Here is a 20274-nt window from a genome sequence, read left to right on the forward strand (position 1 = left end):
TTTCTGTGATAATATCAATACAATGAATACAAGAACATATAACGTCGATGGAAGCAAAGAGGCTTGTTTTAGATTTTGGGGAAAGCACCACAGTAAGAGAGTAGAAAAATTTAATAATAAAGATAACTTTTCTAGATGTAAAAATTGTTGGTGTAAAAACATGTGTATGGAATGTGTTGCAAATATGATTGATGGCTACTCTTCCATCATATCTGAAACTGGAACTTTTTTAGGTTGTCAAAAACAAGAGTTAATGGAATAATGTATTTATAAAATCATTGCTATTACTAAGGACGAAAACAAACTATTCAAACTGGTCAATAACTTTGAGAGGTTCATAAGGTATGCTTAAAGAATTCATTTCTAAGAAATTTTTATTAATTTATTTAGTCTGTATTTCCATTACATGGCTGGAAGCAATCATTAATCCAAGCATCGTTAGCATGGTTATTAGGAGTTTTGAGCATCAAAAATTAGAAACGCTTTGGTATGCTCTTGCTCTTGGAATTATTGGAAATATTATCCTTTTGATTGGTTTATCAGGAAAAAGGTATTTCTATGCTAAACTAATCGCTTTTTTTAACTTCAAACTTAAGAAAAAGATTTTTTACCAGTTCCTATATAGTGATTCAATAGCAACTAATGATATCTTGTCTGATTTAGAAAATGATATCAAACAGCTTGAAGATAACTGTATTGAACCATCAGTTATTATTTTATCATCTCTTGGTTTTACCATTGTATCAGCGATTTATGCTTTATGTACCAATTTTTTATTAGGTCTTATTTTTATCCTATTTTATTCAATACCTGCTCTTTGTAGTGGTATTGGATCAACAAAACTCGACCTTATTTCCATGCAAAAATCAAAAATTAATCAATTTTATCTTTCAAAACTAACAAATATCATTGGTGGCGCAAGAGTTATAAAAAATTACCATGGTGAAGAATTCTTTTATGAGAAATATTCACAAGAATTGCATAACAATATCAAGCAAAACATCAACTATGAAAAACAACGTACCATCAATATTAGCATTGTTAATGGAATTGATGCTTTTTGCTCCGTTTTTCCAATCATTATTGGTGGCTTTATGACCTTCTATGGTAAATTATCAGGCGCAAATTTCGTTGCTATTTATTTAGTATCATACAACATTAGTTATCAATTCCAAGATCTTTCGTATTACATTAATACTTTTAAATCTAGTAAAAATTTACGTCAAAAATATCAACAAATTTTCAACATTCCTACCGTTGATATCATGAGAAGTCACAACGATTTTTTTCCTATTCAGTTAAAAAATATTAATCTTACATTTGATGACAAAGTCATCTTTTCCAATTTTTCTTATCAGATATCTTCAGGTCAAAAAATTGCCGTTATCGGTCCAAGTGGCTGTGGAAAATCAACCCTACTTAATATCATTTATGGCGAAATGCTGCCAGATTCTGGTCAAGTTTTATTTAACGGAAAATCTTTACAAAAACAACAAATAATGCAATCTACTGCTTACATTCTTCAAGATAGTTATTGTTTCAACGAATTAACACTAGAAGAAAATATTGCCTTGAACAAAACTTTCGATGTTAATAAAATGGATAAAATACTGAACTTAGTCAACATTACCTATCTGAAAGGAAAAATTATTAACCCTAATAAAATATCAGGTGGAGAAAAACAACGCATAGAAATTGCACGAAGTTTGTATCATGATAGCAACTTAATTTTAGCCGATGAGGTAAAATCAAATTTGGATAAGGCTAATGCCAAACAAATTGAAGAAATTTTATTAGCAATTCCACAAACAGTCATCGAGGTTATTCATCATTATACAGATGAAACTTTAAATCATTATGACCAAGTTATTGATTTATCACATAAAAACTCTTAATAAATATATTTAAAAAGTCTAGGAGCTGTCCTAGACTTTTTCTATCTTCACCCTAGATTTGCGATGGTACAGCCGCTACCGCCTGCATTTTGTGGGGCGTAGCCGAATGATTTGACGTGCTTGTTGCGGCGAAGGTATTTTGTCACCCCTTCACGGATAACACCTGTTCCGATACCGTGAATGATATCAACTTGTGCCATGTTATTTAGCAAGGCTTGGTCGATAAATTCGTCCAATTCTTGCATGGCTTCTTCATAACGTTTACCACGAAGGTCAAGTCGAGCACGTGGTCCAGCTGATTTCTTGCTTTTCTTAACCACATGAACTTGTTTTTTCTTAGGTTTTTGCGCTTCTTCTTGAACTTTGACAAGGCTAAATTCGTCTTCTTTAAGCGTCATCTTAATAAGACCAACTTGCGCTTCCCATTTACCATTTTTGGTTTGGTTAATCAAGGTTCCGCGTTGACCGTAAGCTGTGACGATAATGTCATCACCCACGCGCGGTGCACGCAATTTCTTGGCTTTCTTAAGAACTTTATTTTTCGATAAATCAACTTCAGGTGCTAATTTTTTCAACTGACTTTTAGCTTCAATGACTTCATGTGGTTTAAGGCTTGCTTTGTGGTGAAGATTTTTAAGGATTTCTTCACTTTCAGCCATGGCTTTATCCACAATTTCTTGTGCCTTAGCAGAAGCTTTTTCAAGTTCTTTGTCTTTTGCATGTGAGAATTCATTGTAAAGTTTCTTGACTGCACGGTTGAATTTAAGGTTATCTTGTTCAACTTCTTTGATATGGTCAAGACGTTTACGACTTTCATGCGTTTGTTCTTCCAAACGTTCGATGATGCGGTTAACATCTGTATCAGAATCCGTCAAACGCTCTGCTTCATTGACAATCACTTCAGCAAGACCTAATCGACGGGCAATTTCAAAGGCATTTGAACGCCCTGGCACACCTTGCATGAAATGATAAGTCGGGCTCAGAGTCTCTGTATCAAATTCCATGCTGGCATTTTCAACAAACTCTGTCTCGATACCGTAAGCTTTTAGTTCAGGATAGTGAGTTGTTGCCATGGTTTTGACTTGTGTCAAACGCAAATGCTCCAAGATTGAAATGGCAAGGCTAGCTCCTTCTTGCGGGTCAGTACCTGCCCCCAATTCATCCACAAGTACCAAACTATCTTTGTCAGCTGCCGCCAAGATATCCACAATATTTGTCATATGGCTTGAGAATGTTGACAAGCTTTGCTCGATAGATTGCTCATCACCAATATCAGCGAAAATCTCATTGAAAACAGCGACTTTACTACCTTTGTCAGCTAGGATTGGAAGTCCTGATTGTGCCATAAGCTGTGCTAATCCCAAAGTTTTCAACATAACCGTCTTACCACCAGTATTTGGACCAGTGATGACGATAACTGTCAATTCATCTAAGAAATGCAAGTCATTTGCGACTGGATTTGTCAACAGCGGGTGACGAGCTTGCAAAAGTTGCACAGTTTTATCTGTGGATAACTGTGGAACAACTGCTTTGTTTTCTTGCATGAAGAGGAATTTTGCACGCACAAAATCCAAATGTCCCAAAACCCAAGCATTATTTCGAATAATATTAGTATGAGGGCGAAGCATATTTGACAATTCGCGTAAAATACGAGCCATTTCATGGCGTTCATCTGCGCGTAATTGTGTGATTTCTTCATTTAGTTGCACCACTGCACGCGGCTCAATATAAACCGTGCTTCCTGATGCTGAAATATCATGCACGACCCCTGAGATGCGATTGCGGTAGCTATTTTTCACCGGCAAAACCGCACGGCCATTACGACTAGCAATCAAAGTCTCTGTCAAATGGTCAGCTTGCTTTTTCAAAATGTCCTGCAAGACTTGACGAACTCTGCTTTCATCATGATTGATTTGACGACGAATTCGGTCTAATTCATGACTTGCAAAATTCTCAATAAATCCACCATCGTTAATGGCTTGTAAACTTCCTTGCAGACTTGGTAAAAGTTCAATTTTCTCAAAAAGAGTGTTTAAAGCCGTCAAGTTAACATTTTCCAAATCGTTATAGAAATGCTTAACTTCTGCTGATACTTGCAAGATTTTCTTAATATCAATAATCTCTGAAACATTGACATCCGCATCTAATTCCAAGCGGCGCATGCTTTCAGAAATATCACGTAAACTGCCTAAACCAAAGCCATGTTGCTCAACAAAAATCTGTTCCATATCTGACATTTCAGCAAAAGAACGTGAGATACGGTCAGAATCTGTCATCGGAGCAAGCTTACGCAATTCATCTTGCCCTTGTTCAGTTTGTAAATAGCCAGCAAAAAGTTGCTTGACCTTATCAAATTCTAACTGTTCTAAAATTCTGTTATTCATATCACTATTATACCAAAACTTACCTTATTCTAGTGCTCTTTTAGCACACTCATGTTCATACAAAAATAAGGGCTAAACGCCCTTCTTCTTATCCTAAAATGGCTGTTACCCAAAGTGCCTTAATAACACCTGTCAATGGTTGGAAATAATTAATAATCAAACGTGCAATCCAGCTGCTTGAGAGAAGATTTTGAACCATTGACATCGGGACAGTTGCAAGTAATGTCAAGACTAAGCCAAAGAAGACTAAAGCTACCAAAACAGCCATGATGCCACTAAAACAATTAAGCTTGACACTATCAAAATGGTGAACTGGTGCCAGATGCACCAAAATCCCTATAAAACGAAAAATGGCATAAACTAACATGTAAATAGCTGTGAAAGCCACCCCAGCATAATAAACTCTATCTAAATCAAAAATATTAACGTCCGTGAAGAAATTCATGCTGGCACCTTGCCCTGCATTTGAGTAAGGAATCCATAAAGTAATCTCTTCAGACAATGCTTGATAAAAGCGACTAGCCACAACTAATGACACAATACTTGCTACAAAATAGTAAGCTTGTAAGATAATACCTCGTGAATAGCCAATGTAAAAATGCCAAGCTAAAATCAGCAAAATAAAAACTGATAACATACATTATTCCTCATCAGAATCAGATTTGCTGGCTTTCTCCTTAATATCGTCAATCGCCTCAGAACGGAGAGCCGTCAATTCTTTTTCCATTTTTTCAACTTCAATCTCACGACTAAGCTGAGTTGAAAGCGAATTGAGAGCCATCAAAATAGCAATCGTTTCATTATCAGCTTGTGGTAATTTTTCTTTGATTGTATTATATTTTTCTTTGGCTACACGCTCAACTTCCTCCATGAAGAGGTTATCCTTATCTGTTGTCAATGTGAGCGACTTTTCTCCAAAGACGAATTTATAACGATTTTTGCTTTCCATATAGTCACCTCTTTGACATTATACCTTAAAATAAACATTTCGTAAAATGAAAGCGTGAAAATCCCAGTTTCAACAGGCTATTTTGCCACCTTGTCATCTTTTTATGTTACAATAAAATTATGAATACAATTGTTATGAAACTAGGGAAAATTGACTTGCAAAACCTCATTAAAACACTAGCTGGCAGACAAGTCACAAACAATAATCCCTACGTCACTTTTGCCGCAAAAGTAAATGGCGTCACAGTCCTTGCTTACACCTCTGGTAAAGTCGTTTTTCAAGGAAATGCTGCACAAGAAGTTGCTAGCCAATTTGGTTATCAAGCGTCAGAAGACACGCAGAATACTAAGGCTGGTCAAGCCATGCCTTTAATCGGTTCAGATGAAGTCGGCAACGGTTCTTACTTTGGTGGCTTAGCGGTTGTTGCTAGTTTTGTAACTCCTGATGACCACGCGCTACTAAAGAAACTTGGTGTCGATGATTCTAAGAATTTAACGGATAGTAAGATTCGCCAAATCGCCCCAATCTTAGAAAAGAAAATCAAGCATAAAGCTCTGCTATTGTCCCCTCAAAAATACAACCAAGTCGTTGGAAAAGGTAAGATGCACAATGCAGTCTCTGTAAAAGTAGCTCTTCATAATCAAGCTATTTATCTGCTACTGCAAGATGGCGTAAAACCTGAAAAAATCGTGATTGATGCTTTTACTAGCCGTCAAAATTACGAAAAATACCTCAAAAATGAGGTAAATCACTTTGACAATCCTCTAACGCTAGAAGAAAAGGCTGAAGGGAAATACCTTGCTGTCGCAGTTAGCTCCATTATCGCCCGTAACCTTTTCTTGGAGAATTTAGATAAGCTAAGCCAAGAAGTACAGTACAAACTTCCAAGCGGTGCTGGTAGCAAATCCGATAAAGTAGCTAGTCAAATCCTAGCAGCTTACGGCATACCTGGCTTAGAACACACTGCAAAACTCCACTTTGCAAACACCCAAAAAGCACAAAATTTATTAAAAAAATAACATCGAGGAACCAATTATGAAACAATTCATCAAAGAATGGGGACCCTTTATCCTCTTTTTAATCGCCCTTGGTCTTGTTCGTCTTTTCCTTATCCAGCCTGTGAGTGTTGACGGTCATTCTATGGACCCTACGCTGGCTGACGGAGAACGCCTAATCGTTCTAAGAACTGCCAAAATCGATCGCTTTGATATTGTTGTAGCTAAGGAAAAAGAAGGCAACAAAACCAAAGAAATCGTTAAACGTGTTATCGGACTCCCAGGTGATACTATTACCTATAAAGATGATGTTCTTTACGTCAACGGTAAAAAGACAAGTGAACCTTACCTGGACAAGTACCAAAAAGCTTTTGAAGATGATGATTTACAAGACATTTACTCTTACAACACCTTATTCCAACAACTAGCTGAAAACTCTGATGCCTTCACCACTGCTAAAGATGGCAGCACTGAATTTACCGTCAAAGTTCCAAAAAATCAGTATTTCTTGCTTGGAGATGACCGCATCGTTTCAAAAGACAGCCGTGAAGTTGGTTCCTTCAAAAAATCAGCTATCGTCGGCGAAGTCAAATTCCGCTTCTGGCCACTCTCAAAAATTGGAGGCATCAACTAAATTCAACGAAGACTTAACTCACACGAGTTAGGTCTTTTTAATGCGATGTTTGTCTATCACATTGGCGAATGATATAATAAAGCCACTATAACAATCAAGTAAGGATGACTTATGGAATACTTCTTTTCTGGCGCTATTGACCGTATTATTTTTGAAAATGCCAGTAACTTCTTTAAAATCATATTACTCGAAATCGAAGATACCGATTCTGACTTTGATGATTTTGAAATCATTGTCACAGGAACCATTGCTGATGTCATCGAAGGCGAAAATTACACCTTCTGGGGAGAATTAACCCAGCATCCAAAATATGGTGAACAGCTAAAAGTTACCCGATACGAGCGAACAAAACCAACGTCTTCTGGACTCATCAAGTACTTTTCAAGTGACCACTTTAAAGGCATCGGTAAAAAGACAGCTGAGAAAATTGTCCAACTCTACGGCGATAACACGATTGATAAAATCTTGGAAGACCCTAGTAAGCTTGAGAGAATTTCTGGACTCTCTAAAGAAAATCGTGATAATTTTGTTGCCAAATTAAAGCTCAACTACGGTACTGAGCAAATCCTCTCAAAACTTGCCGAATACGGCTTAACCAATCGTGTGGCTATTAATATTTTCAATCATTATAAGGAAGAAAGTTTAGAGATTATCCAAGAAAATCCTTATCAACTGGTCGAAGATATTCAAGGTATCGGCTTTAAAATTGCGGACCAGCTCGCCGAACAATTGGGCATTGAGGCAGATGCACCGCAGCGTTTTCGTGCCGCACTCGTTCATAGCTTATTTGAAACCTCGGTTGAAAATGGGGATACTTACGTTGAGGCGCGTGATTTACTAGAAAATGCTATTACCATTTTGGAAGAAGCCCGCCAAATTGAGCTAGACCCTGCTGCTGTTGCTAAGGAATTATCTACGCTTATCGCTGAAGACAAGGTGCAAAACATCGGCACAAAAATCTTTGATAACACACTGTTTTATGCCGAAGCTGGTATCAAGAAAAATCTAACACGCATCCTTGACACTCCATTAACTAAACAATTTTCAGACCAAGACTTACAAGAAGAAATTGAAGACATCGAAGACGCCTTTGGCATTTCTTATGACGCTGTCCAAAAAAATGCCATTAAAGAAGCTCTTCAAAGCAAAGTTTTCATTCTAACTGGTGGACCAGGGACTGGTAAAACAACTGTTATTAACGGTTTGATTGCTGCTTATGCTGATTTACACGGCATTGATTTAGAGAAGAAGGATATCCCAATTGTTCTTGCTGCACCAACAGGTCGCGCAGCGCGGCGCATGAACGAATTAACTGGGCTTCCAAGTGCAACCATCCACCGTCATCTTGGCTTAAACGGCGACAATGATTATCAAGCCATGGATGATTATTTGGACTGTGATTTGATTATCATCGATGAATTTTCAATGGTAGATACTTGGCTAGCCAATCAGCTCTTTAGCTCCATTTCATCAAATACTCAAGTCATTATCGTTGGTGATAGCGACCAACTTCCATCCGTTGGCCCTGGGCAAGTGCTAGCTGATTTACTTAAAATCAAAACACTGCCGCAAATAGCACTGACAAAAATCTTTAGGCAATCTGAAGACTCAACCATTGTCACACTGGCTAATCAGATGAGACAAGGCGTCTTGCCAGCTGATTTCACTCAGAAAAAAGCGGACCGTTCTTACTTTGAAGCTGGCGCTCAATATATTCCTGAAATGATTCCAAAAATCGTCAGTGCAGCTATTAAAAGTGGCATCAGCCCTCAAGAAATTCAAATTCTAGCGCCTATGTACCGTGGTGCTGCCGGCATTAACCGCCTCAATACAATCATTCAAGATTTGCTTAATCCACTCGGTGACCAATTATCCTTTGCTTTTGGTGATATGAATTTCCGTAAAGGGGACAAAGTTCTTCATTTAATTAATGATGCCGAGCTCAATGTCTTTAACGGAGATATCGGCTATATCACAGACTTGATTCCTGCCAAATACACAGAATCAAAACAAGATGAACTCTACATGTCTTTTGACGGGACTGAAGTGATTTACCCTCGTAACGAATGGCACAAAATCACGCTTGCCTACGCCATGTCCATTCACAAATCACAAGGGAGTGAATTCCAAGTAGTTATTCTGCCAATTACGCGCCAAAGTCGTCGTCTTTTGCAACGCAATCTGATTTACACAGCTATTACCCGCTCTAAGAGTAAATTAGTCATGTTGGGAGAGATTGCTGCCTTTGATTACGCCATAAAAAATGAAGGCTCTAAACGCAAGACTTATCTCGTCCAACGCTTCACAACAAATCCAGAAGACCTTGACAACTCAGAAACGATAGAAAATCCAGACGAAGCAAAAGAAAGCCAAAATGAGCCACTAGAAGATAAAGCAATTTCTTCTTCTGCTCACATTGAAGAAGAAAAATCCGAAAAAGTTGTTCAACTTAGCCTTGATTTTGACGAAGACAAACCAGATAACGTCAAAGAATACCGTCTAACAGAAGAAAATCTTCCATTTATTGATCCAATGATTGGTATCACTCAAGAAGATATCGAACAATTTTTCAAAAAGTAATAATAAAAAACTAGGTTAATTTAGCACTAAATTCCTAGTTTTTCTTATGCATTTATTTTGTATAAATATAAATTTTCAGATGATAGAATAGCTTTACACTTAAAACATTTAGAGGTTTAAAACGATTTAATCCTTGAAACTAAAGGGTTTCTTGATATAACATCTCTTGACAGAAAAGTGTTTACATATAAGGAAATTGTGTTATAATATCTGTACTATCATAATAGGATTACCATTATTTTTAGGAGGTTTGAAATGGTTTCTTATGAAAAAATTCGTCAATCTTTGCGTTCTTGGACGCTTTTTATCGCTTGGGTAAATGTTCTTGCTGCGCTAAGCAAAGTTTGGAGTGTTATTAGCCATTATATCGTCGTTAATAACCTTGATAAGTTTAAAGAACAACTTGATGCTGAGAAATTCCGAATTCTTGAAGCTTCTACCAATGTTGGGATTGTTATCATTGCAGTTATTGCTCTTGTTGTTAACATCATTGTAGCTGTTTTAGCATTCAAAAACTTATCAAAAATCAAAGACAATGCTCCAAGTTTATCACCTTACCGCATTGCCTTGATTTATACTGTTGTTTACAATCTTGCAAGCTTTGCCTTGAGTGTATATCTTAATATTCCACTTTCACCATTCAATATCGTTTTGCCACTTGTCTTTTTGGGGCTTTATGCTTATGTGTACAACAAAGCGGCACAGCTTTTAGATAAAGAAGACGATGAGACTGATTCTGAAAGTGTTAATCAATAAACTTTTAAGAAATCAAATACCGTCTCAGAACTTGAGCTAAGACGGTATTTTAATTTTTAAAAGAGATTTAACGGACGAATATTATCTTCTAATCCCGTGATAGTAACCCCCAGAAGACGCACACCAGATTTTGATTCTTCTAAGCTGTCAAATATCGCATGAGCAGCTTGGTCAATCACCTCAAAATCATTGGTGACATCATCTAGTGTTTTACGCTTGGTTAAAGTCGAAAAATCCGCGTATCGAACCTTCAAAACGACAGTGCGACCAACTTTATTATTTCGCATTAAGCTGTCCACAACTCGACGTGTATTTTTTGAAATCTCCGACTTAATATCAGCATCCTCGTACAGTAATTTACTGTAGGTACGTTCACTCCCAATAGATTTTCGAATACGATTGGGTCTGACTGGTGAATTTGAAATACCTCGCGCTTTACGGTACAAATCATAACCAAAGCGCCCGAAATGATCAATCAAGGTCATCTCTGGTATTTCTAATAAATCCGCCCCCGTAAAAACACCCATTTGATGTAGTTTTTCAACTGATTTTTTACCAACACCATGAAACTTTTCAATTGGTAATTTTTTCAAGAAATCCTGCGCATCTTCTGGCAATACTAAGGTTAAACCTTTCGGTTTATCATAATCCGAAGCTAGTTTAGCTAGAAATTTGTTATAAGAGACACCGGCTGAACAAGTCAAGTGGACTTCTTGCCAAATATCATATTGAATCATTTTAGCGATTTTAATCGCTGACTTGATGCCACGCTTATTTTCAGTCACATCCAAGTAAGCCTCATCAATCGACATGGGCTCAACAAGATCTGTGTAACGTCTGAAAATCTCACGAATTTGCATTCCGATTTCTCGGTATTTCTGATAATTTCCAGAAATAAAAATAGCCTGTGGACAACGCTCGTAAGCTTCTTTTGAAGACATGGCAGAATGAACGCCGAATTTTCTGGCTTCATAGTTGCATGTCGATACGACGCCTCGTCCACCTGTCTTACGCGGATCAGAACCGATAATCACAGGCTTCCCTTTGAGGTCTGGATTATCTCTTTCTTCCACTGATGCAAAAAAGGCATCCATATCAATGTGAATAATTTTTCGAGAAGTGTCATTAATTAATGGAAAAATAAGCATCATCCAGTCCTTTCTAACTCTATTATAACAATTTTCATTGCTTTCAAGCAAAACTTACAAATTTCTAGTACAGTTACCCGAGTTTCTGAAACTGTACTAGAAAAGATTCTTGTTTGTTCCAATTTTTTCGCTTGGGAAAACGCTTCCTTTGTGCTAAACTTATACTTGTAAATGTAACAGATGACTTGTTACTAGAATTTAAGGAGAAATCTCATTATGGCGACTGTTAAAACAAATGCAGATGTTTTTGAAAAAGCCTGGGAAGGCTTTAAAGGTACTGACTGGAAAGAAAAAGCCAGCGTTTCTCGCTTCGTTCAAGCTAACTACACACCATATGATGGTGATGAAAGCTTCTTAGCACCAGCTACTGAACGCTCTCTTAAAATCAAGAAAATCATTGAAGACACTAAAGCTAAATACGAAGCAACTCGTTTCCCAATGGACACTCGTCCAACATCAATCGCAGATATTCCTGCCGGCTATATTTCAAAAGACGATGAATTAATCTACGGTATTCAAAATGATGAGTTGTTCAAATTGAATTTCATGCCAAAAGGTGGTATCCGTATGGCAGAAACAGCACTTAAAGAACATGGTTATGAACCAGATCCTGCTGTTCATGAAATTTTCACAAAATACACTACTACAGTAAATGACGGAATTTTCCGCGCTTATACATCTAATATCCGCCGTGCCCGTCACGCTCACACAGTAACTGGTCTTCCAGATGCTTACTCACGTGGACGTATCATCGGTGTTTATGCTCGTCTTGCTCTTTATGGTGCAGACTACTTGATGCAAGAAAAAGTTAACGACTGGAACGCTATCACTGAAATCGACGAAGAATCTATTCGTCTGCGCGAAGAAGTTAACATGCAATACCAAGCTCTTGGTGAAGTTGTTAAACTTGGTGACCTTTACGGTGTTGATGTCCGTAAACCAGCCATGAACGTTAAAGAAGCTATCCAATGGGTAAACATCGCCTTCATGGCCGTATGTCGTGTTATCAATGGTGCCGCTACTTCTCTAGGACGTGTGCCAATCGTTCTTGATATCTTTGCTGAACGTGACCTTGCTCGTGGTACTTTCACAGAATCAGAAATCCAAGAATTTGTCGATGACTTTGTCTTGAAACTTCGTACTGTAAAATTTGCTCGTACTAAAGCTTACGACGAACTTTACTCTGGTGACCCAACATTCATCACTACATCTATGGCTGGTATGGGTGCTGACGGTCGTCACCGTGTTACTAAAATGGACTACCGTTTCTTGCACACACTTGACAACATCGGTAACGCTCCAGAACCAAACTTGACAGTTCTTTGGACTGATAAATTGCCATATTCATTCCGTCGCTACTGTATGAAAATGTCACACAAACACTCGTCAATCCAATACGAAGGTGTAACAACAATGGCTAAAGACGGTTATGGTGAAATGTCATGTATCTCATGTTGTGTATCACCACTTGACCCAGAAAACGAAGAACAACGTCACAACATCCAATACTTTGGTGCTCGTGTAAACGTCCTTAAAGCTCTTCTTACTGGTTTGAACGGTGGTTACGATGATGTTCACAAAGACTACAAAGTATTTGACATCGAACCAGTTCGTGACGAAATCCTTGATTTCGAAACTGTCAAAGCTAACTTTGAAAAATCTCTTGATTGGTTGACTTCAACTTACGTAGATGCTCTTAACATCATTCACTACATGACTGATAAATACAACTACGAAGCTGTTCAAATGGCATTCTTGCCAACTAAACAACGTGCCAACATGGGATTCGGTATCTGTGGTTTCGCTAATACCGTTGATACTTTGTCAGCAATCAAATATGCTACCGTTAAACCAATCCGTGACGAAGATGGTTACATCTACGACTACGAAACAACTGGTGACTTCCCTCGTTGGGGTGAAGATGACCCACGTTCTAACGAACTTGCTGAATGGTTGGTTGAAGCTTACACTACTCGTCTTCGTAGCCACAAACTTTACAAGAACGCTGAAGCTACTGTATCTCTTCTTACAATCACATCAAACGTTGCTTACTCTAAACAAACTGGTAACTCTCCAGTTCACAAAGGTGTTTACCTCAACGAAGATGGTACTGTAAACCTTTCTAAACTTGAATTCTTCTCACCAGGTGCCAACCCATCTAACAAAGCTCGTGGTGGTTGGTTGCAAAACTTGAACTCTCTTGCAAGCCTTGATTTCTCATATGCTGCAGATGGTATCTCACTTACAACTCAAGTTTCTCCACGCGCTCTTGGTAAGACATTTGATGAACAAGTTGATAACTTGGTAACTATCCTTGATGGTTACTTCGAAAACGGTGGACAACACGTTAACTTGAACGTCATGGACCTTAAAGATGTTTATGACAAGATTATGAATGGTGAAGATGTTATCGTTCGTATCTCAGGTTACTGTGTCAACACTAAATACCTTACTAAAGAACAAAAGACAGAATTGACACAACGCGTCTTCCACGAAGTTCTTTCAATGGATGATGTTGCTGAAACTGTTGCTGCTAAATAATAAATATCGAAAAAGACTTTGTCAGTTGACAGAGTCTTTTTTTGTCCTTAAAATAGAGCTATGAAAATCAAACAAACCAGAAACACACTTTCAGATACCTACTTGGATGCCATGAAAATCCGTCAAATCGTTTTTGTAAAAGGACAAGGTGTTCCTTTATCTCTTGAAATTGATGAAAACGAAGCTTATTGCCTGCATTTTGTTCTTTATAATGACTTAGGAAATGCTGTCGCTACTTGCCGTATTTTGCCAAATCAAGACCACAGCAAAGCCACCTTGCAGCGTATGGCTGTTCTTCCCGACCAACAAGGAAAGCATTTTGGAAAACACCTTCTAGAAGAGGTCATCACTTTTTGTAAACAGCAAGGCTTTAAAGAAATAATTCTCCATGCGCAATTAACCGCAAAAGGCTTTTACGATAAACTTGGCTTTACTCCTTTTGGTGAAGAATTTGAAGAAGCAGGCATCCAACATATCAGCATGATGAAAACTTTATAAAATAAAAAAGCACTCCTGACACAAAGTCAAGAGTGTTTATTTTTCACTGTTTAGAGATGAATAGCGATTGACTGCTTAAAACTATTCTTTTCCTCTTAAGCGACGGAATTTAGCCTTAATGGCTTCTGCAATATCATTACCCTGTTCTTTTAAATGATTGACACGACGTTCATTCATGTCTTCTTGAACCTTATCATAAAGTTCATCTTGAACTTGACCTGCAAGTTCAACTTCGCGAGCAAGGGCAACAGCATCCCAACGCATAATATTAGTCTTATAAGGAGCAAAGACATGGTTCAATATACTTTCGTCCTCTTCATGCACCAAAGCAATAACAGCAACATCGCCATCAAGTAGCTTAGTTGTCACTTCTTCAATCAAGCTATTGTCAGTAGCATCTGTCATACTACCACTCGCAGCGCCGGCAAGACTTCCGATACCGTAGCCGATAATAACACCAATCGGTCCGCTCAAGATACCAATCAAACCACCGACAATGCCACCAATCGTTGCATATTCATGGCTGGTATCATCAAAATCAACAGAATCTTTGATAGTGATTTTACCATTTTCATTCTTGACCAAGGCAATTTGTGCGATTTGGGTGTGGCTGTCTTGCTTGAAAGCTTTTAATTCTGAAAATGCTTGATAAGCTTCACTTTCAACATTGAAAACAACAGTAAGTACATCTGCCATAACCTTGTCCTCCTTTTCTCTGGTTACCTTCATTATAGCACTTTCACACTAAAAAAGCCGAGAAAAAGTAAAACGTTTTCACAATAATAGCAATCTTTTTAAAAATTTTCCTGAATCCAGTTAGAAATTTTCTGACGTTCTTTAATCCAAAGCGGACGGTCATCGTAAGAATAGGTCCTATTAGTTAAGAAAATAGCCGCTTTTTGCTCTTTATGGTTAATAGCCACATAAGTCCCCGTATAACCCGTGTGGTCTAGCCAATCTCCTTCTTTATTCCAAGCAAGTGAACGTTCCTTATTAGCATGACTAAAGTTTTGCCAAATATCACGCGCAAAATCATCCGTCAGATAATGCTGACACAGCTTTTCAAGGTCAGCTAGATTAGAAAATAGCCCAGCTGAGCCAGCGTGATTTTTAAGCACCTTAGCTTTAGGGTCATGGACAACTCCGTCAGAAATCCCTGCTACCGTTGGCACAGCACCTTTAACTGGTCCAAAACCTGTCTTAGTCATGTCAAAAGGTTCAAAGACAGTTTCTTTGAAAATCTCATCTAAAGATTTCCCAAAAATACCTTCTAACATGAAACCAAGCAATAAAAAGTTAATATCTGTGTACAAGAAATCTTTTTTATCTTCTACCGTAATGTGATTAATAGCCTCTTTTAACTCCTTGGCGTTAAGTGCATCACGATTCGGAATAAAAGGATTAATTCCACTGCTATGTGTTAAGAGCTGGCGAAGCGTCAGTTTTTCCTCATGAAAATCAGGATAATACTGCTTAAGCGGTGCATCAATATCCAACTTTCCTTCACGGACAAGTGAAATAACAACTGTTCCGACACCAACCACCTTAGATACAGAGGCCAGATCATAAACTAAACCAGAAACAACAGGAGTCTTACCATCAATCGTTCCAATATAATGCTCATTCCATTGATTGTCTTTAAAAAGAGCTAAACTAGCTCCATGATAAATATTGCGATCGATTTGATTATTGATAATGTCTAGTAAATCTGTCATTTGATAAACCAAATTTCAACTTGACTAGGATCCGAAAGAACCAAAACACTTTCTTTTTTATCTAAATAGATAGATTGTCCTTTAGCCTCTAAATAATCAGCCAAAGCTTTAAGATCGTAGTTCTTAGGAACCTTAAATTCTAGAATTTCTAAATCCCATGTTTTTAAAGGATCAACAGTTAAGTCTGCACCTTTACCTTGTTCAAAGTTGATATCTAATGGTAATTTACCAGCAAAGACATCTTGGTAAAAGGCTTGTGTACCAGCTTTGTCAGCAACATTAAGTGTCAAACTTTCAAAATGAAATTCAGATACTTCCTCTAAGTCATCATTTTCAGGGAAAGTTTTGTTCTCAATTTCTCTTAATTCATGGATGTTATCTTCTGAATGCAAGAGGAAAAGGTCACCTTCTGGAGATACTGTCTCAAAAGCATAACCACGTTTACCTTTGAAAAGTCGTTCTACATCGATGCCGTTACCTAAAATACCTTCGATTTCAGCTGCTTTAGGAATTTTAACGACAATTCTATTAATCTTTTTGTCACCTTCAACAGCACGAGTATCAGGCGCTGGCGATTCTTCAATAACGAAACGAGCATTTCGTTGTTTTGTTGAAAATACAGCAATAGCATTTTCTTCATTCACTAACTTAAAGCCTAATTTTTGATAAAAATCGATGTTATGATCACGATTGTTGATACGTAAAACGGGATGCCTAAACGTGACTCCACTAAATAAAGTCATAATTATCTCCTCACAGTGTTTTTTGTTAGATTATGTTGTATAAGTTCTTACAAAAATAAGGACCGGGTCTTTTCTATTTTAGAAAAAAATAGTCAGTTTGACAAGAAATTATGCTCTCCTGCATTAATAAAAAAAAGAACCCGAAGGTTCTTTTCTGGTTTATTATCTCGTTATCTTATAGGTATAAGAATTTGAACAAGGCAACTGCAGCAACACCAGCAAGGATTGGAGCTACAACTGGTACCCATGAATACCACCATTTAGAATCGCCTTTGTGTTCACCAAGAATTGATTTTGGAAGCAAAGCATGGACGATACGTGGACCAAGGTCACGTGCAGGGTTAAGACCAGGACCTGTAGGACCACCAAGTGAAGTTACAAGTGTCATAACAAGGAATCCGATACCCATGTGAGCAACAGCAAGTGAACCTGTTGTGTATGGTGCAACTTGAGTTGCAGCTGTTGAAGCATCATAACCTGCAGCAGTCAATTGAGAAATCAATTGTGCACCGAAGTAGTTTTTAGTAAGAGCCATTGCACCAAAGAAAAGTACAAATGATCCAAGGAACTCGTTCAAGAAACCATTAACCCATGCAGCTTTGTGAGTTTCTTTTGTACCATCGTCAACAGCTGAGATAGTTGAGAATGAACCAAGGATAGCATTTGGGTTTTCAGTTTGAAGGTAGTATGGTTTGTGAACCATAACAACAAGCAATTGACCAAACATTGCACCAAGTACTTGAGCGATAATATATTGAGCAACGTGTGACCATTCAAACATACCTGAAACTGCAAGTGCAATTGTGAAAGCAGGGTTGATGTGGTTACCTGAAACGTTACCAAACATAAGAGCTGGCATCATAACACCAAAACCATAACCAAGAGCAATGATAACCCAACCTGAGTTGTGTCCTTTTGTACCTTTAAGATCAACGTTTGCAACAGCACCGTTACCAAGGATGATAAGAAGAGCTGTTCCAATAAATTCTGTGATGTATTTCACAGTCCATGAAAAGTCCATGTCTTTTTGTTTCCTCCAAAAAAAATATAGTTTAGACAACTAACATTTTATCAAGTATAATAGATAATGTAAAGGTTATCTGTAAAATTAAAACGTTTACTTTTAGAAGGAGAAATTTTCATGAAATATAACCAATTCTCTTACATACCAAGGCCTGCCGATGCTTGTGAACAAGAATTACAAGCTCTTGGATTTGAGCTTAACAAACGTCAATCTGATAAAGAGACACTGGAGCACTTCTGTCGTAAGATTTTCTTTAATTATAAAGACACGGATTACCCACTTCACAATCTTATTGCAGATTTCGAGACAGATTTACTGACATTTTTCCAATCTGATCGTCCTCTAACGTCAGATATTTTTTATACCGTTGCCCTTCAATTACTCGGATTCACACCACACGTTGATTTTACAGATACAACTGACTTTTTAGAGAAAATCGATTTTCCAATCAATTATCAAAAAGGACACGTTATTGAGGCCCTTTACCACCTCCTTGTTAGCCGCCAAAAAGGCGGAATGACTTTACTTGATGATTTAATCAGTAAAGGTCTGATTCCAGTTGATAATGATTACCATTTCTTCAACGGCAAATCTTTAGCGACCTTTGATACGAATGACTTGATTCGTGAAGTTGTCTACGTTCAATCACCACTTGACACTGACCAAGATGGTCAATTAGATTTAATTAAGGTCAATATCATTCGTCCAAATACCAAACATCACGTGCCAACCATGATGACAGCGAGTCCTTACCACGAAGGGACAAATGGCGTTGCTAACGACAAGAAACTTTACAAAATGGAAGGCGACTTAGCCATCAAATCTGCTGGTAAAATCAGTGTGGAGACACGTGACTTCGAGCCACTTGAAACTCCTGAGCTAGACCTTCCAGTCGGTGATGCTGAAGAAAGTTTTAGCTTTATCGATCCTTATACCTTGAATGACTATTTCTTAGCTCGTGGATTTGCTAATATCTACGTTTCTGGTGTTGGAACCGCTGGCTCAAATGGCTTTATGACAAGTGGTGACTACGCTCAGGTAGAAAGTTTTAAAGCTGTTATTGATTGGTTAAATGGCAGAGCAATCGCCTTTTCTAGCCACCGTCGTGATCAAAAAGTGCTAGCTGATTGGTCAAATGGACTTGTTTGTACCACTGGTAAATCTTATCTCGGGACTATGTCAACTGCCCTTGCCACAACCGGCGTTGAAGGACTAAAAGTCATCATTGCCGAATCAGCTATTTCATCTTGGTATGACTACTACCGTGAAAATGGTCTTGTCTGCAGCCCTGGTGGTTACCCTGGTGAAGACCTCGATGTCCTTACCGAATTGACTTACTCACGTAATTTGCTTTCTGGTGATTATCTCCATAACAACGCACACTATCAAGAACTTTTAGATGAACAATCTTCAGAACTTGATCGTACTTCTGGTGATTACAACCAATTCTGGCATGACCGCAACTATCTTCCACATGCTGATAAAGTGAAAGCTACTTGTGTTTACACACACGGTCTTCAAGACTGGAACGTTAAACCACGTCACATTTTTAACATTTTTAACGCATTGCCAAGCTCTGTTGAAAAGCATGCCTTCCTTCACAATGGAGAACATGTCTACATGCACAACTGGCAATCTATTGATTTTCGTGAAAGCATGAATGCTTTGCTCTCTCAAAAACTCTTAGGTCAAGATAATCACTTTGATTTACCAACATTGATTTGGCAAGATAATAGTCAGGAACAAACTTGGACAAGTCGTCTTACTGAATTTGGTAGTGATACCAAAGAAACTTTACCACTTGGAAAAGACCGTCAAATCATTGATAACCATTATGGCAAAGATGAATTTGAACGTTACAGTAAAAACTTCCGAAACTTCAAGAGTGATTTATTTGCCGGTAAAGCAAACGCTATTTGCCTTGATATTCCAGTTAACCAAGATTATCAAATCAATGGTCAGGTAACATTACATTTGACACTTAAATCAAGTGAAAATAAAGGTCTCTTGTCAGCACAAGTTTTAGATTATGGTCAGAAGAAACGCTTCAAAGACGTTCCAACCAATCGAGCTCTACATGCTATCGATAACGGCCGCAACTTCTCACGTGAAGCACTTAAAGAATTACCATTTGTCAAAACACAAGAACGTGTCATCACAAAAGGTGTTCTCAATCTTCAAAACCGAAATGATTTGCTAACAGTTGAAGACATCAAACCAAATGAATGGATGACACTTGATTTCACTCTCCAACCAAGCATCTATAAACTTAAAAAAGGTGATAGCTTACGTGTTCTTCTCTACACTACAGACTTTGAACACACTATCCGCGACAATAGCAATTATATTTTAACCGTTGATTTAGACCAATCAAGCATTAGTCTTCCGGTAGAAAAATAATTATAAAAAGGT

15 protein-coding genes and 2 pseudogenes are annotated in these 20274 nt (G+C 37.8%); 9 read left to right on the forward strand and 8 right to left on the reverse strand.

The features are described from left to right. Together SFC32_RS06305 and SFC32_RS06310 are read left to right on the forward strand one after the other, a co-directional pair. Positions 1-262, forward strand: a pseudogene (locus SFC32_RS06305) (radical SAM protein); the annotation flags it as partial. Between the two features lie 82 nt (positions 263-344). Continuing rightward, positions 345-1895: an ATP-binding cassette domain-containing protein gene (locus tag SFC32_RS06310; protein WP_411049568.1), complete on the forward strand. Its 1551-nt coding sequence runs from the start codon at positions 345-347 to the stop codon at positions 1893-1895. Positions 1896-1942: 47 nt separating this feature from the next. Here SFC32_RS06310 and SFC32_RS06315 read toward each other — a convergent pair whose 3' ends face one another. The 3 genes from SFC32_RS06315 to zapA all read right to left on the reverse strand — a co-directional run bounded on the left by SFC32_RS06315 (position 1943) and on the right by zapA (position 5228). Further along, a complete protein-coding gene (locus SFC32_RS06315; RefSeq protein WP_093815095.1) occupies positions 1943-4279 on the reverse strand; it encodes an endonuclease MutS2 in 2337 nt (778 codons plus the stop codon). 88 nt (positions 4280-4367) lie between these two features. Further along, on the reverse strand, positions 4368-4916 hold the full coding sequence (locus SFC32_RS06320) for a CvpA family protein (RefSeq protein WP_074626827.1): 549 nt from the start codon (positions 4914-4916) through the stop codon (positions 4368-4370). A 3-nt stretch (positions 4917-4919) separates the two neighbouring features. Further along, a complete protein-coding gene (gene zapA, locus SFC32_RS06325; RefSeq protein WP_006531956.1) occupies positions 4920-5228 on the reverse strand; it encodes a cell division protein ZapA in 309 nt (102 codons plus the stop codon). A gap of 119 nt (positions 5229-5347) precedes the next feature. Here zapA and rnhC point away from each other — a divergent pair, with 119 nt between their 5' ends. The 4 genes and pseudogenes from rnhC to SFC32_RS06345 all read left to right on the forward strand — a co-directional run bounded on the left by rnhC (position 5348) and on the right by SFC32_RS06345 (position 10193). After that, positions 5348-6247: a ribonuclease HIII gene (gene rnhC / locus SFC32_RS06330; protein ID WP_411049569.1), complete on the forward strand. Its 900-nt coding sequence runs from the start codon at positions 5348-5350 to the stop codon at positions 6245-6247. A gap of 16 nt (positions 6248-6263) precedes the next feature. Then, a complete protein-coding gene (gene lepB, locus SFC32_RS06335; RefSeq protein WP_411049570.1) occupies positions 6264-6857 on the forward strand; it encodes a signal peptidase I in 594 nt (197 codons plus the stop codon). A gap of 111 nt (positions 6858-6968) precedes the next feature. Beyond that, positions 6969-9168, forward strand: a pseudogene (locus tag SFC32_RS06340) (ATP-dependent RecD-like DNA helicase); the annotation flags it as partial. Between the two features lie 524 nt (positions 9169-9692). Continuing rightward, a complete protein-coding gene (locus SFC32_RS06345; protein ID WP_074868538.1) occupies positions 9693-10193 on the forward strand; it encodes a hypothetical protein in 501 nt (166 codons plus the stop codon). Positions 10194-10249: 56 nt separating this feature from the next. On the opposite strand, the gene dinB is transcribed toward SFC32_RS06345, so the two are convergent. Continuing rightward, complete coding sequence (gene dinB, locus SFC32_RS06350) at positions 10250-11341, reverse strand: DNA polymerase IV (RefSeq protein WP_074626849.1); 1092 nt, start codon at positions 11339-11341, stop codon at positions 10250-10252. A 216-nt stretch (positions 11342-11557) separates the two neighbouring features. Between dinB and pflB the strand changes: the two genes are divergently transcribed. Both pflB and SFC32_RS06360 read left to right on the forward strand, forming a co-directional pair. Further along, complete coding sequence (pflB, locus tag SFC32_RS06355; RefSeq protein ID WP_074560890.1) at positions 11558-13882, forward strand: formate C-acetyltransferase; 2325 nt, start codon at positions 11558-11560, stop codon at positions 13880-13882. Between the two features lie 60 nt (positions 13883-13942). After that, entirely contained in the window at positions 13943-14380 is a 438-nt protein-coding gene (locus SFC32_RS06360; RefSeq protein WP_074626823.1) for a GNAT family N-acetyltransferase, read from the forward strand. Positions 14381-14461: 81 nt separating this feature from the next. Here the strand turns inward: SFC32_RS06360 and SFC32_RS06365 are convergent, their stop codons facing one another. The 4 genes from SFC32_RS06365 to gla all read right to left on the reverse strand — a co-directional run bounded on the left by SFC32_RS06365 (position 14462) and on the right by gla (position 17859). After that, a complete protein-coding gene (locus tag SFC32_RS06365) occupies positions 14462-15076 on the reverse strand; it encodes a DUF1269 domain-containing protein (RefSeq protein WP_074626822.1) in 615 nt (204 codons plus the stop codon). 98 nt (positions 15077-15174) lie between these two features. Further along, positions 15175-16095: a serine hydrolase domain-containing protein gene (locus SFC32_RS06370; protein ID WP_158914508.1), complete on the reverse strand. Its 921-nt coding sequence runs from the start codon at positions 16093-16095 to the stop codon at positions 15175-15177. Beyond that, entirely contained in the window at positions 16092-16838 is a 747-nt protein-coding gene (locus SFC32_RS06375; protein ID WP_411049571.1) for a CppA N-terminal domain-containing protein, read from the reverse strand. The genes SFC32_RS06370 and SFC32_RS06375 overlap by 4 nt, the downstream gene beginning before the upstream one ends. A gap of 175 nt (positions 16839-17013) precedes the next feature. Beyond that, positions 17014-17859: an aquaglyceroporin Gla gene (gene gla, locus SFC32_RS06380; RefSeq protein WP_074564426.1), complete on the reverse strand. Its 846-nt coding sequence runs from the start codon at positions 17857-17859 to the stop codon at positions 17014-17016. A gap of 120 nt (positions 17860-17979) precedes the next feature. Here gla and SFC32_RS06385 point away from each other — a divergent pair, with 120 nt between their 5' ends. Beyond that, complete coding sequence (locus SFC32_RS06385) at positions 17980-20262, forward strand: Xaa-Pro dipeptidyl-peptidase (protein WP_411049572.1); 2283 nt, start codon at positions 17980-17982, stop codon at positions 20260-20262. Positions 20263-20274: the final 12 nt, after the last annotated feature.

Source organism: Streptococcus sp. TATVAM-FAB8, from assembly GCF_046592795.1.
Lineage (GTDB): Bacteria > Bacillota > Bacilli > Lactobacillales > Streptococcaceae > Streptococcus > Streptococcus ruminicola.